Source organism: Mycobacterium sp. KBS0706 (genome assembly GCF_005938675.2).
Lineage (GTDB): Bacteria > Pseudomonadota > Alphaproteobacteria > DSM-16000 > Inquilinaceae > Inquilinus.
This window is the reverse complement of sequence record NZ_VCCH02000010.1, coordinates 57,179-70,786: the sequence shown is the minus strand read 5'-3', so window position 1 is coordinate 70,786 and position 13,608 is coordinate 57,179. Positions and strand designations below refer to the sequence as shown.

General features: G+C 67.6%; 14 protein-coding genes and 1 pseudogene. 3 read left to right on the top strand and 12 right to left on the bottom strand.

Annotated features, from left to right (window positions below; genetic code table 11):
- Positions 1-151: 151 nt before the first annotated feature.
- Entirely contained in the window at positions 152-304 is a 153-nt protein-coding gene (locus FFK22_RS07600; RefSeq protein ID WP_221938461.1) for a type II toxin-antitoxin system VapC family toxin, read from the bottom strand.
- 87 nt (positions 305-391) lie between these two features.
- Here FFK22_RS07600 and FFK22_RS07595 point away from each other — a divergent pair, with 87 nt between their 5' ends.
- Complete coding sequence (locus tag FFK22_RS07595) at positions 392-1,447, top strand: chromate transporter (RefSeq protein ID WP_138888178.1); 1,056 nt, start codon at positions 392-394, stop codon at positions 1,445-1,447.
- Between the two features lie 109 nt (positions 1,448-1,556).
- On the opposite strand, the gene ppa is transcribed toward FFK22_RS07595, so the two are convergent.
- The 9 genes from ppa to FFK22_RS07550 all read right to left on the bottom strand — a co-directional run bounded on the left by ppa (position 1,557) and on the right by FFK22_RS07550 (position 10,398).
- Positions 1,557-2,102: an inorganic diphosphatase gene (ppa, locus tag FFK22_RS07590; RefSeq protein WP_138888177.1), complete on the bottom strand. Its 546-nt coding sequence runs from the start codon at positions 2,100-2,102 to the stop codon at positions 1,557-1,559.
- 58 nt (positions 2,103-2,160) lie between these two features.
- Positions 2,161-2,997 carry an SMP-30/gluconolactonase/LRE family protein gene (locus FFK22_RS07585; RefSeq protein ID WP_138888176.1) on the bottom strand — a complete coding sequence of 279 codons (837 nt, stop codon included), beginning with the start codon at positions 2,995-2,997 and terminating at the stop codon, positions 2,161-2,163.
- Between the two features lie 14 nt (positions 2,998-3,011).
- Positions 3,012-3,545 (bottom strand): NADH-quinone oxidoreductase subunit B family protein, encoded by a 534-nt coding sequence (locus FFK22_RS07580; protein WP_138888175.1) that lies wholly within the window; start codon positions 3,543-3,545, stop codon positions 3,012-3,014.
- Between the two features lie 7 nt (positions 3,546-3,552).
- On the bottom strand, positions 3,553-4,998 hold the full coding sequence (locus FFK22_RS07575) for an NADH-quinone oxidoreductase subunit C (protein WP_221938460.1): 1,446 nt from the start codon (positions 4,996-4,998) through the stop codon (positions 3,553-3,555).
- Positions 4,999-5,072: 74 nt separating this feature from the next.
- Positions 5,073-6,521 (bottom strand): hydrogenase 4 subunit F, encoded by a 1,449-nt coding sequence (locus tag FFK22_RS07570; RefSeq protein WP_138888173.1) that lies wholly within the window; start codon positions 6,519-6,521, stop codon positions 5,073-5,075.
- Entirely contained in the window at positions 6,518-7,180 is a 663-nt protein-coding gene (locus FFK22_RS07565; protein ID WP_138888172.1) for a hydrogenase-4 component E, read from the bottom strand. Before FFK22_RS07565 ends, FFK22_RS07570 begins: the two co-directional genes overlap by 4 nt.
- Complete coding sequence (locus tag FFK22_RS07560; RefSeq protein ID WP_221938459.1) at positions 7,181-8,131, bottom strand: respiratory chain complex I subunit 1 family protein; 951 nt, start codon at positions 8,129-8,131, stop codon at positions 7,181-7,183.
- Entirely contained in the window at positions 8,128-10,140 is a 2,013-nt protein-coding gene (gene hyfB / locus FFK22_RS07555; protein ID WP_138888170.1) for a hydrogenase 4 subunit B, read from the bottom strand. The genes FFK22_RS07560 and hyfB overlap by 4 nt, the downstream gene beginning before the upstream one ends.
- On the bottom strand, positions 10,141-10,398 hold the full coding sequence (locus FFK22_RS07550) for a helix-turn-helix domain-containing protein (RefSeq protein WP_138888169.1): 258 nt from the start codon (positions 10,396-10,398) through the stop codon (positions 10,141-10,143).
- A 159-nt stretch (positions 10,399-10,557) separates the two neighbouring features.
- On the opposite strand from FFK22_RS07550, the gene FFK22_RS07545 reads away from it, so the two are divergent.
- Positions 10,558-10,836, top strand: coding sequence for a hypothetical protein (locus FFK22_RS07545; RefSeq protein WP_138888168.1), 279 nt, complete (start codon positions 10,558-10,560; stop codon positions 10,834-10,836).
- A 433-nt stretch (positions 10,837-11,269) separates the two neighbouring features.
- A pseudogene (locus FFK22_RS44380) lies at positions 11,270-11,710 on the top strand (IS5 family transposase); the annotation flags it as partial.
- A gap of 787 nt (positions 11,711-12,497) precedes the next feature.
- Here the strand turns inward: FFK22_RS44380 and FFK22_RS07535 are convergent.
- Both FFK22_RS07535 and FFK22_RS07530 read right to left on the bottom strand, forming a co-directional pair.
- A complete protein-coding gene (locus tag FFK22_RS07535; protein WP_138888166.1) occupies positions 12,498-12,770 on the bottom strand; it encodes a hypothetical protein in 273 nt (90 codons plus the stop codon).
- Between the two features lie 132 nt (positions 12,771-12,902).
- Complete coding sequence (locus FFK22_RS07530) at positions 12,903-13,553, bottom strand: alpha/beta hydrolase (protein WP_138888165.1); 651 nt, start codon at positions 13,551-13,553, stop codon at positions 12,903-12,905.
- Positions 13,554-13,608 lie beyond the last annotated feature (55 nt).

Below are 13,608 nucleotides of genomic sequence, written 5' to 3'. Positions count from 1 at the left end.
TGTCCCACCAGGTGGTGCAGGAGCTGTGGGTAAGCAGCCCGCCGGAGCGGCCGTCAGGAGTCTGGCGCAGGCGGTCTGCTTATGGATGCCGCGAACTGTTGCTTCAGCTTGACACCACGATGGCACCCGAGGAAATCGAGCCGGCCTGCGGTTACCCCGTGCTTCGCAACGGGTTCAGAACCTCGACCCCGACGAAGTCCCCGTCGTTGTCCGTCACGACGACACAGCCATTCGCCTCGGCAACCGCGGCGATGATGGTGTCCAGCGCGCTGCGTGGGCGCCCCGCCGCCGTGCCTTCGGCCATGAGTCTCGCCCAAACGAGTCCCGCCTTCTCGTCAAACGGGAGAACACGGCCTGCGAACAGGGTGGAGGGGCCTTCCGGGCCGGGGTGATGCTGGCGCTGTCGGTGATCTACGCCGTGTTCGGCACGGTCCCTGTCATCGCCGCGCTGTTCTTTGGGCTGAAGAGCGCCGTTCTGCTGCTCGTCATTGAGGCCGTTCTCCGGATCGGGCGTCGGGCCCTGAGAGGCCGCGTGGCATGGACGCTCGCCGGCGTCTCCTTCGCCGCGCTGTTCCTGTTTAACGTGCCGTTTCCGATCGTCGTGCTGGTCGCCGCGCTGATCGGGACCCTCGTCCCCGGCCACTTCGCCGGCGGGGCGCATGGAAAGGCCAAGGACGGGCCGCCGGCGCTCCTCGACGCCGTGCTTGGCGCCGATCCGGGCCGTGCCGGGCGCCTTGCCCGCGGCGCGCGGATTGCGGGCCTCGCCTCCGCTGTACTCTGGCTGCTGCCGGTGCTGGCCCTGCTGCCGGTCGGCGGGGCCTATGCCGATGTCGCGCTGTTCTTCTCGAAGATGGCGGTCGTGACCTTCGGCGGTGCCTATGCGGTGCTGGCCTATGTCGCGCAGCAGGCGGTCCAGAGCTATCACTGGCTGAGCGCGCCGGAGATGCTGAGCGGCCTCGGCCTCGCCGAGACGACGCCCGGGCCGCTGATCCTGGTGCTGCAGTTCGTCGGCTTCCTGGCCGGCTATCGCGCGCCCGGCAGCCTGTCGGGCGTTCCCGGCGGGGTGATCGCCTCGGCGCTGACCGTCTGGGTGACCTTCCTGCCGTGCTTCATGTTCGTCTTCCTGGGCGCGCCGCTCATCGAGCGGCTGCAGGAGAACCGCAAGCTGTCCGGCGCCCTGTCGGCGGTCACGGCGGCCATCGTCGGCGTGGTGGCCAACCTGGCGGTCTGGTTCGCGCTGCATGTCCTGTTCCGCGAGACCGTCCAGGTGCAGGGGCTGGGGCTGTCCTTCGCTGCGCCGGTGCCGGGCAGCCTCGATCTGTGGGCGCTGGGGCTCGCGGCGGTCGCAGGCCTCTGCCTGTTCCGGCTCAAGCTCGGCGTGATGTGGACCCTCACAGCCTGCTCGGCTGCGAGCATCGCGCTCCACTACGGCGTGGGCGTTGCCTGACCGCCCGGCCATTCCAGAGGTGAAAGAGAATGGATAGAACGCCAAAGGTGGCCGTGCTCTGGCGTGGTGACCGGGAGACTCGGCGGACGGCGACGCCGCGCGCTGGGGGTCATGGTGCGGCGGGGTCCCGTGCCGTAGCTCGCTCGATGCCGGCCAGGATCATCTGGGCGGCCTTGCTGGGCCCCTCCCACCCGGCGATCCGTACCCATTTTCCGTCCTCCAGGTCCTTGTAATGGGCAAAGAAGTGGGCGATCTGCTGCCACAGGTCGCCCGGCAGATCCTCGTGGCTGTGCACGTCGTCGTAGTCGGGCTTCAGCTTGCTGACGGGGGCGGCCAGGATTTTCTCGTCCTCGCCCTTCTCATCTTCCATCAGCAGCACACCGATCGGGCGGACCCGCAGCACCGCGCCGGGGATGATCGGATGGCGTCCGATGACGATGACGTCGACCGGATCGCCGTCGCCCGAAAGGGTGTGAGGGATGAAGCCGTAGTTGCCCGGATAGGTCATCACCGTGTGGATGATGCGGTCGACGACCATGACGCCCGCGCTCTCGTCGAATTCGTACTTCACCGGCGAGCCGCCCACCGAGTTTTCGATGATGACGTTGACGTCATAGGGCGGGTTCCGGCCGGCGGGGATCTTGCTGATATCCATCTCAGTCCTGGAGCTTCGGGAGCGGCCCGATTGAGCGGCCGCAGGATCGGCAAAGGTTTCAGGCATCCCATGTCCCCTGCGCGGGAATGGCGACCTTGGCGATGTCGACCCTCGCGGTCGCCGGGCATCCCGGAACGTCTTCGAACTGCTCGGCCACTGTCAGGCAGAACAAGATCCGCCCGCCCGGGCCGCCGAGGGTGCAGGCGACGGCCTGGCGGCCCGGCGTCTCGACCCGATGGGTGATCCGCCGGCCTTCGACCACACGGAGGAATTCGCCGCGGCCGGAGGCGGCCACCCAGGCGGCGCCATCCTGATCTAGGCAGATGCCGTCAGGAGCGACCGTTCCGATCTCGGCGAAGGTCCGGCGGTCATTAAGACGTCCATCGGCGGCTACAGCGAAGGAGGTCAGGCGCTGACCGAACGTCTCGGCGACGATGAGACGCTGCTCTCTCGAGAGGATGGCACAGCCATTCGGGAACTCGAAGCCGCGGGCAACGATCTCCGTCGACCCGTCCGGGCGCACCATAACAATCGCCGCCTCGTCGAACCCGGCCTCGGATCGGGAGGCGAAGCTGAACGTCGCCACGTACACCCGGCCCGCCTCATCCACGACCATGTCGCCCGGCTCACCGCTGAGCGGTCCAAGCCCGGCGTGCTGTTCGAGCCTACCGTCCTGAAGTCGAAGAATGCGACGGTCGCGGACCGAGGCGATCAGCAGGCTCCGGTCCGGCAAGAACGCCAAGCCAGCCGGTCGCTGTGGCACGTCCGCCACCACTTGCGCCCGCCCCGCCAGATCGAGCCGGTAGACCTTGCCGCCGACGGTGTCGGACATCCACAGCGCATCGTCTTTCCAGCGCGGCGCCGCGACGTAATGGAAACCCTCGGCCAGAGCCATGGTGCCCAGCGGTCTCACGGCGTCGGTCCCGGGGAACCGCCGCCCTCCATCAGCGCGAGCAACCCCTTGAGCAGGGCCGTCGGATCCGGTGGGCAGCCCCGGATGTGGAGATCGACCGGCAGCACGGCGGCCACACTGCCGACTGTCGCGTATGACTCCGCGAAGAGGCCGCAGCCTGCCGCGCAGTCGCCGACCGCGACCACCCATTTCGGCGCCGGCGTGGCCGCATGCGTGCGCTCGAGCGCCTCGCGCATGTTGTGCGTGACCGGGCCGGTTACCAAGAGCACGTCCGCATGCCGCGGCGATGCCACGAAGCGGAGGCCGAGCCGCTCAAGATCGTAGACGGCGTTATTCAGGGCGTTGATTTCCAGCTCGCAGCCGTTGCAGGAGCCGGCATCGACCTCGCGAAGTGACAGACTGCGCCCGAGACGCCGCCGGGCCGCCACGTCGAGGTGCGCGGCCAGAGCCGCGAGCTCCGGATCATCCAAGGATGGCGGGGGATCGGTGAGTGGGGGCCGAATGAGGCCCTGAAAGAGGTGCCGGCGCATGGCGTCCTCAAAGGTCGTGCCCCGCATAGGAGCAGTTGAAGGATTTGTTGCAGAGCGGGAAGTCGGCGACGATGTTGCCTTCGATCGCGGCCTCCAGCAGCGGCCATTGGAACCAGGATGGATCGCGCAGATGGCCGCGCAGGACCAACCCGGCGCGATCGACCCGGACCCATGCGAACACGTCGCCGCGGAAGCCTTCGACCAATGCGAGGCCCTCTCCGGCCCGGCGCGGGATCTCGGATCGGACCGGGCCTGCGGGCAACCGTTCCAGGATCTGGGTGATCAGCGACAGGCTCTGCTCGACCTCGCGGATCCGGAGCCTGACACGGGCGTCGACGTCCCCCTCATTCAGTACGGGAACATCGAAGGAGAGCATCCGGTAAGGCGCATCGCCAAAAGCCTGCCTCGCGTCGAAGCGGCGGCCCGACGCCCGCCCGACGACGCCGCCGGCCCCGAAGCGCCGCGCCAGGGCGGGTGCGACGATGCCGGTTGCGACGGTGCGATCCTGCAGCGAGGCGGTGTTGTCGTAGAGCTCGACCAGCGGTGGGAAGTGCAGCCGGATTTCGTCGACGAGCGCGGCCAGCGCCTCGAGCCCGTCGCTGTCGGGGTCAAAACCGACGCCGCCCGGCACGACCCGATCCATCATCAGGCGGTGTCCGAAGGCCTTGCCGGCGGCGCGCAGCACGCGTTCGCGCAACACGCCGCAATGCGCATGCATCAAGGCAAACGCAGCGTCGTTGCAGATGGCGCCGATGTCGCCGAGATGGTTGGCGAGACGTTCCAGCTCGAGCATCAGGGCGCGCAGCCAGGCGGCGCGGAACGGGATCCTCACGTCGAGAGCCGCTTCGACCGCCCGGGCGAAGACGCTGGCGTAGGCGACGGTGCTGTCTCCGGAGGCCCGGCCTGCCAGCCGGGCGGCGTGGTCTATCTCGGCGCCGGCCATCAACCCTTCGAGGCCGCGATGGACATAGCCGAGGCGGGCTTCGAGCCGGACCACGGTTTCGCCATTCGCCGTGAACCGGAAATGCCCAGGTTCGATGATGCCGGCGTGCACCGGGCCGACCGGGACCTGATGCAGGCTCTCGCCCTCGACCGGCAGGAAGGGATAGGGTTCGACACCGAGGGCCGGTCGCCGGCCACCGAGCGGCTGGTGCAGACCCCAGCGGCCATGGTCGAGCCACGGCCGGGCGTCCGGCATGCCGACCGGCTCCAGCCCGAACAGGTCCCAGACCGCTCGCTCCAGCCGGATCGCCGGCGGGTGACGCCGGCCGACTGATGGGAAGCGGCCGTCCGGGCATTTCAGGCTGATGACGGCGAGGTCGGAAGCCGGTTCATCGAGCACCGCCATATGGACGAGGCCCTGCTCGCCCCATAGCCCGAGCAGCGTCCATGCCCCCTCCGCCAGACACTCTGTGACGGCCTCCCACAGCTCCGTATCGACGACGGCTCGCATCCACGACGGATCTGTCTCGGTTCTGTCCCCCGCAAGAATGATGTCGGCCAGCGCAGGCATGCTTCTTGTCTCCCTCAGCCCAGCAGGCCGGCGACGTGCTGGAACCAGGCGGTCAGCGGCGGCGGCAGGTAGAGGCCCGCGGCCAGCACCAGCCCGAGATGGCCGAGCATCGGCACGGTCGAGGCCTGGATCGGCGCGGAGGATCCGGTCGGTTCGCCGAAGGCGAGGCCCTGGACGCGCAGCAGCAGCGCCCCGAAGGCGATGAGCAGGCCGAGGACCAGCGGCACCGCCAGCAGCGGCTCGCGGGCGAAGGTCGAGCTGACCACCAGGAATTCGCTCATGAAGACGCCGAGCGGCGGCAGGCCGGCGATGGCGACGACGCCGGTCACCAGCCCCCAGCCGAGCACCGGGTGGCTTTCCGTCAGGCCGCGGATCTCCGCGATCTTCTGCGTGCCCTTGACCTGGGCGATATGGCCGACGGCGAAGAAGATCGCCGACTTGGTCAGGCTGTGCATCGTCATGTGCAGCAGGCCGGCGAAGTTCGCCAGCGGGCCGCCCATGCCGAAGGCGAAGGTGATGATGCCCATATGCTCGATCGAGCTGTAGGCGAACAGCCGCTTGATGTCGCGCCGCCGGTACAGCATCAGGCCGGCGAACAGCAGCGAGGCCAGGCCCATCACCGCCATCAGCGGCCCCGGCGCGATCGCCGCCGGATGGGCGGCCAGCAGCATCTTGAAGCGCAGCACGGCGTAGAGGGCGACGTTGAGCAGAAGCCCCGACAGCACGGCGGAGATCGGCGTCGGGCCTTCGGCATGGGCGTCGGGCAGCCAGGCATGCAGCGGCGCGAGGCCGACCTTGGTGCCGTAGCCGAGCATCAGGAAGATGAAGGCGAGGTTCAGCAGCGCCGGGTCGAAGGCGGCGACGCGGTCGATCAGCACCGTCCAGACCATGGCCTCCAGGCCTTCGCCGACGACCGGCTGCGCCGCCATGTAGACCAGGATGGTGCCGAACAGCGCCATGGCGATGCCGACGCTGCCGAGGATGAAGTACTTCCAGGCCGCCTCGATCGCCTCCGGCGTGCGGTACAGGCCGACCATCAGCACGGTGGTCAGGGTCGCCAGCTCGACCGCCACCCACATCAAGCCGATGTTGTTGGCGACCAGGGCCAGGTTCATCCCGAACATCATCGCCTGGTACATGGCGTGGTAGAAGCGCAGATGGCCGGGCGTCAGCCGCCCCGTCTCCAGTTCATGCGCGATGTAGCTGGCGCTGAACAGGCTGGTGGTGAAGCCGACGAAGGTGTTCAGCACGACGAACACGATGTTGAGGTCATCGACCAGGAGATAGGCGCCGGGCTGCGGCTTGCCGAGGAACAGCAGCAGGGCCGACAGCAGGGTCAGGAAGCTGGCCAGGACGTTCAGCCGGGCGGACAGCCGGTAGCCCGGCAGGAGGGCCAGGAGCGCCGCCGCCCCGATCGGGATCAGCAGGACAAGAAGCACGGGGTTGGCCGGGAGTGTCGTCATCGGCGCTCTCCCCGGAAGCGGTCGAGCGCCTGCACGTCCACCGTGTCGAAGCGCTCGCGGATGCGGAACAGGAAGACGCCGATGACGATGAAGGCGATCAGGATCGAGAAAGCAACGCTGATCTCCACGACCAGCGGCATGCCCTTGGCGCCGGCGGCGGCGAGGACCAGGCCGTCCTCCAGCGACATGAAGCCGACCACCTGGCTGACGGCGTTGCGCCGGGTGACCATCATCAGCAGGCCGAGCAGCAGCACCGAGAGCGCGAAGGCCAGGTCCTGTCGGGCCAGCGGATCCGCGTTGGCCGTGACCCGGAGCATGATCACCATCGAGAGGGCCACGAGCCCGATCCCCGCGAGCATGGTCAGGCCGATGCCGACGACCGGCTCGATCTCGCGATGGATGCCGAGCCGGGCGACGATCCGGTGCAGTGCCACCGGGATGATCATCGCCTTGAACAGGAGCGCGATCACGGCGGTGACATAGAGATGCGGTGCGTCCTGGATATAGGCCTGCCACGCGACCGAGAGCGAGAGCACCAGGGCATGGATGGCGAAGACGTTCAGCAGGGCGTAGAGCCGGTCCTGGTACAGCAGCATGAAGCTGACCAGAACCAGGCCGCCGGCGAGAAGATGCGCGACGTCGAAGGTCAGGCCGTTCATCTAGAGGCTCCGCGAGACGAACAGGAGCAGCGTGCCGAGCAGACCGAGCATCAGCGCCGCGCCGAGGAAGTTCGGCACCCGGAAGACGCGCATCTTGGCGACCGCCGTCTCGAACACGGCCAGGGCGAAGCCGCCCACCGCCAGCTTGCCGGCATAGGCGGCGATGCCCACGGCATAGGCGGCCGGGCCGGCGCCGGACGGCGCCATGCCCCAGGGGGCGAAGACGCAGGCGATCAGAGAGATGTAGAGCAGCAGCTTCAGCGACGCGGCAAGCTCGATCACCGCCAGGTGCCGGCCGGAATATTCCAGCACCATGGCCTCGTGCACCATGGTCAGCTCGAGATGGGTGGCCGGGTTGTCGACCGGGATCCGCGCATTCTCGGCGATCGCGACCGCGATCAGGGCGACGAGCGCGAGCCCGAGCGATACCCTCAGCCCCACCTCCGGCGACAGCATCATGCCGGCGACCGTCGACAGCTGGGTGGAGCCGGCGACCAGGGCCAGGGTGAAGACGATCATGGTCAGGGCCGGCTCGGCCAGGGTGGCGATCATGGCTTCGCGGCTGGACCCGATGCCGCCGAAGCTGGTGCCGATGTCCATGCCGGCCAGGGCCAGGAAGAAGCGGGCGCTGCCGAGCAGCGCGATGATCGCGATCAGGTCGGCCGACCAGCTGAACGCCAGCCCGCGGGCGAAGGTCGGCACCAGCGCCGCCGCGACCCAGGTGGCGGCGACGATCAGGTAGGGCGCCACCCGGAACAGCCAGGAGGCGTGCTCGGCCAGCACCACCTCCTTGCGCAAGAGCCGGATCAGGTCGCGATAGGGCTGCAGCAGCGGCGGCCCGCGGCGACGCAGCAGCCGTGCCTTAACCTTGCGCACGAAGCCGGTCAGGAGCGGCGCCGCCAGCAGCACCAGCATCATCTGCAGGCCCTGCACCGCGAGGTCGAGGATCACGCCCATATCGACAGCACCAGCAGCAGCGCCACGAGCATGAGGAAGACCAGGCTGAGATAGCGGCGGATGGTCAGGAACTGCAGGCGGTTGAACCGGTCGGCGAGAAGCGCGACGGCGCCGGCGACCGGCGCATAGAGCAGATCCCAGATCACGTCATGCACCTCCACCCGCAGCCGGGCTGGCCGCAGGTCGCCGGGCGGGGGCATCTCGACGTGGTCTCGCGCCCGGAAGACGACGGAGCCGAAGACCCGACGGATCGGCTGGGCGAAGCTGCCGGCGCTGTATTGCGTCGCCGGGCTGGGATCGGGGAAGCCGCAATCCCAGGCCGGCGCCCGGCGCAGGGCGCGGGAGGCCAGCCGGTGGATAGCGAAGGCGGCGAGCGAGGCCGAGACCGCGATGAAGAGGAAGACGAGAAGGCCGTTGTAGGAGTTGCGGCTTTCGCCGACCGGGACGATCGACAGCCAGGCGACCGCGGTCTGCCGCGGCATCTCCGCCCCGACCAGGCCGCGCACCGCCGGCGCCAGCGCGTCGATCGCCAGGCCGGGCAGGACGCCGAGGAGGAGGCAGAGGCCGGCCAGGCCGGCCATGGCGCCGAGCGACCAGCGGTCGACCTCCCGCGCCCTGGCGGCCTCCTCGGAACGGGGCCGGCCGAGGAAGGCGATGCCGAAGACCCGGACGAAGCAGGCGGCGGCCAGCGCCGCGGCCAGCGCCAGCAGGCTGCCGACCGCGGGGACCATCAGCTTCAGTCCCCATTGCGGCAGCTCCGGGCTGAGCAGGATGGCCTGCAGCGTCAGCCATTCGGAGACGAAGCCGTTGAACGGCGGCAGCGCCGAGATGGCGGCGCAGCCGACCAGCATCACCGGCGCCGTCACCGGCATCCGGTGGATCAGCCCGCCGAGGCGCTCGAGGTCGCGCGCGCCGGTCGCCGTCAGCACAGCGCCGGCGCCGAAGAACAGCAGCGACTTGAACACCGCGTGGTTGACGCCGTGCAGCAGGGCGGCGGTGAGGGCCAGGGCGGCCGCCGCCTCCATGCCGTTGGCCCGGAACGCCAGAGCTAGGCCGAGGCCGACGAAGACGAAGCCGATGTTCTCGATCGTGCTGTAGGCCAGAATCCGCTTCAGATCGGTCTGCATCAGCGCCGACAGGACGCCCAGCACGGCGGTCAGCCCTCCGATGGCGAGCACCACTTCCCCCCACCACCAATCGGGCGGGCCGAGCAGATCGAACACGATGCGGATGAAGGCGTAGACCGCGACCTTGGTCATGACGCCGCTCATCAGCGCGGAGACGTGGCTCGGTGCCGCCGGATGGGCCAGCGGCAGCCAGACATGCAGCGGCGCCAGCCCGGCCTTCGATCCGGCCCCCACCAGCACCAGGATCAGGGCCGCCGCCGCCACCCACCCCGGACGGCCGGCGGCGCGGATCGCCTCGAAGGCATAGCCGCCCTCGGCCCCGGCGAGCAGGCCGAAGGCCATAAGCAGCGCCAGGGTGCCAAAGCTCGCCATCAGCAGGTAGACGTAGCCGGCGCGAAGGTTCTCGCCGTCGTGGTGGTGCGCCGTCACCAGCGCCCAGGACGTCAGCGACATGAACTCCCAGCTCAGGAGGAAGCTGAAGGCGTCGTCGGCGAGGATCACCAGGGTCATGCCGGCCAGGAAGGCCGGGAAAAAGGGCAGCACGCGGTGCGGCGCCTCTTCGTGGCGGCCATAGCCAAGGCCGTACAGGCTGGCCGCCGCGGCGCCGAAACCGACGATGGTCAGGAACAGCGCGGACAGGTTATCGATCCTGAACCGCGCTCCGGTCCAGGGCAGGCCGAGCGGCAGGATCAAGGTGTCGGACACCGCAGCGCCAGATAGCAGGTGCGTGACGCTAAGCACGGCCAAGGCGACGGACGTCGCAAGGCAGCCGGCGTAGATGACAGGTGTGGCGAATCGACTGCGTGCTCCGGCGACGGCACAGACGGCGAAGCCGAGCAGGATCGCCACGCACGACACAGCTGCGCCGATGGCCATCTAGCGTTCTCCGCTTCCCCGCAACCGGACCCCACGGCCACCAGCAGGGCTCACCATGCCCTCGCCGATCAGCTCAATCCCCGCGGTATCGAGGGCGCCCACGAGCTTCACCAGCGAGTCGACGTTGCCGCGAATTTGTCCTCCGCTTCCTTCCATGCGCTGGATGGTCGGCAGTGAAAGCCCGGACAAGTCGGCCAGTGTGCGCTGGTCCATGCCGAGCAGGGCCCGGGCCGCCCGCAGCTGAGCCGAGGTGATCATGTTTCAGCCATCAATTATTACTGACAGACATGCATACATCATGGTTACACCCATGATCTTACTATTTCAAGCTGGACTTTGAATGCGCAGAGCATGAGCATGCCCCACGGAACGATCACCCAGGGCCGACGAGCAATGGCAGCGAACGGGAGAAGCACAGTGCCGGCGCGCGAGTTGTACGGGCGATATCGACAGCTCGTTGAACAGCTGGCAAATCAGTCACCGCAATCTCTCGCGACCTGGCAGGCAGAGCTCCAGCACATCGTCAGCCAGTTTCAGGCTGAAACGGAGGTCCTGACGCCGAGCCGCACCGAATTGCTGTGCTGGGAGCTGATCGAGCAATTTGAGGAGGAGGCTTTGCGGGCCGTCAAGCTGCGTCGCCGCGATGTGCTTTGGGCAGCGGTGAAGGCGCTCGAGAACGTCGCAAGAGGCCGATGACCGCGAGAGCCCGCCGCCGGCAATGATGACTCATTCGAGGGCGGCCCAGCGTTGGCTGTCAGCGCGACAACAATTGTCGCACAGCTGAGACGCCGGCGCTCGTCGGCGGCAAGGGGGCAGCACAGGGCGCGACGTGCGCTACGCGCGCGCTGGCCACGGTGCCCGAAGCAGGCCTAGAATCCCTCTAGCCGCTCCGCAGAACGCAGAAAGCCCCACCTTTTTTAGGCGGGGCTCTGGATCAGACCTCGATGTGTATCGAGTTATAACAAAGTTGGTTGCGGGGACAGGATACCACCGATACCCATACAAGCTCGCCATCGCGGTCTAGGGTCAGGCCCCGTAAAGGGGCTCTTCAGGTTGGGGGTTATGTGATTCACGATCTCGACTGGGAGGAAGATCTGATGAGGTCGGAGTTCTGGCTGAGCGATGGTTAATGGGAGCGGTTGTGACCGCTGCGCCGAACAAGCCGCGGGGCATACCGCGAGTTGACGACCGTCGCGTGATCAGCGGGATCGTACATGTGTTGAAATCGGACTGCCGATGGAAGGATGCCCGGCGGTCTACGGACCAGCCAAGACGCTGCACAACCGGCATGTTCGCCAGGCAGCAAAGGGCGTGTGACGGAAGATGCTCATCGCGCTGGCCGGAACCGGTGGCGCGGCGATGGAGGCGCTGCTCGACGGCATTCATGTGAAGACGCATCGCTCGGCTGCCGGTGGCAAAGGGAGCCGGGCGCAGGCGATCAGCGTCAGCCGTGGCGGACGCACCAGCAAGCTCCACGCGCTCACCGATGGAAGGGGGCCGTCCGCTCGGCTTCGCCCTGACGCCAGGCCAGGCGGCGCACTGTCGGACTGCTGATCCGCTGTTCCCAAAGAAAGCGAGCCGCACCGTTGCCGGATGCGGCCCGAGTTTAGGGAGGAAACGCCCAAGAAGTGCGTTACGGCAGCAATCAAGAACTGCATACCGCACTGCAACATATGCATGGCCATCGCTGCGGCGCAAGTGCAAATGGCCCAAGATTTGTTCATAGCAGATATTGCCTATATTTTGAGCATCTGACGGAGATCGGATGGCCGGCAAGAGATGCTGCTCGACACCCCGTGTGAAGACGCATCGCTCGGCTACCTATAGATTGGCGTGGGGTCTGGGCGCCAATCGGCGCGGCAAACGCCTGAATTCGCACGATACTGCGAGGCGACCACACCAGGTGACGCCGATTCACAGCGACTCTCGGCGCTGGCACCAAGTGTGAACGTACAGGATGCTGCAACGCAGCATTTATGTTGCATTGCAGCATAACCGTGATAAGATTTGCGTGTGTTTGGGGAGGAGAACTGCCCGCGCCCAGAGGCGGCATGCAGAGGATCCGAACCATGATTTTCGCCCCCCTGATCATCAGTTTGCAGAGCAAATTCCGCAAGCGCCGCAGATACCTGCGCGCCGTAGCCGAGGTTAAAGGCCTTTCGACCCGCGATCTAATTGACCTTCGTGCGGACGCGACGGATATGCTTCGCTGCCTGAAGAATGAGTTCGATGGTGAGCCGCGGAGATCTAATTCCCCATCGGAAATACACCGATAGCGGTGGACTACGCGCACTAGATCTGGCCGACGATTTAGGGGGAAATCTCAAGCTAAAAATGTAGGCGGGAGAGATGTATCTTCAAACGTTGGTCGTCAGTGGGTTCGGGCCGGTGCGCCCATAGTTGCCGTCAAGCGTACCTATCCGCCACAGGTCGGCGTGATCCACCCCGAGCATCGCAAGGCTGGCGTCGAACACTTGCAGCGCGTGATCGTAGTCCTGGTCGCTGTTCCATAGTTTGGTGATGACGAACAGGACAGAACCGCCACTCTCTGAACCCGCATGACCGATTCCTTTCTCGTTCCCATCGCCCGCGGATGCATCGACGGGCCGACAACCGGCGTCGATTGTCATCGCGAGCGCGGGATCTCTCGGTGGACTTGGCTGCCTCGGGACGGCGGCATCCATATTTGCAGAAGCCCGGTGAGTTTGGGCAATAGGACGAAGGAACCAGTCCGGCATCGACCAATGAGTCGACGTGCAATCTCACCCAAGGTGATGGGGCGGGAACGGCGACGCCGCCGCGAACTCCCGCAACCAGGCGCTGGCGGTCGCGACATCGGCCTGCGACAGGCCGTGGCCGGATGGCAGGACGCGGTGCCGGACAGCGGCGCCGGCCTCCCTCAGCAATCCGGCGAGGCGGGCCGCATTGTCGGCCGGCACGATCGGGTCCAGCCGGCCCGACAGCAGCAGCACCGGCTTGCCCCGCAGCTCCGCGGGCGGTGGATCGCCGAGCGGCACCATCGCCCTGAGCAGGATGGCGCCGGCCAGCGCCTCCGGCCGCAGCTGCAGCACGGCGGCAGCGATATTCGCCCCGTTGGAGAAGCCCAGCGCCACCGGGGCCGGCAGGCCATAGGCGGCACGGGCTTCGGCGACGAAATCCGCAAGCTCATGCGCCCGGGCCCGGACATCCTCCTCGTCGAACACACCCTCGCGGAGCCGGCGGAAGAAGCGCGGCATCCCGCCTTCCAGCACCTTGCCGCGGGGCGACAGCAGTGCCGAGCCCGGGGCGACGGCGCGCCCCAGCGGCAGCAGGTCGGCCTCGTCGCCGCCCGTGCCGTGCAGCAGCAGGAGCGGCGGCGCATCCGGGCTCTGCCCGGGCTCGAACCGATGAATGAAGGACTGCGCCTGGGTCATCGCGCAAGCTCCGATGTCTGGCGGGAAGAGGGACCGGACGCCGCGGGAGCCGCGG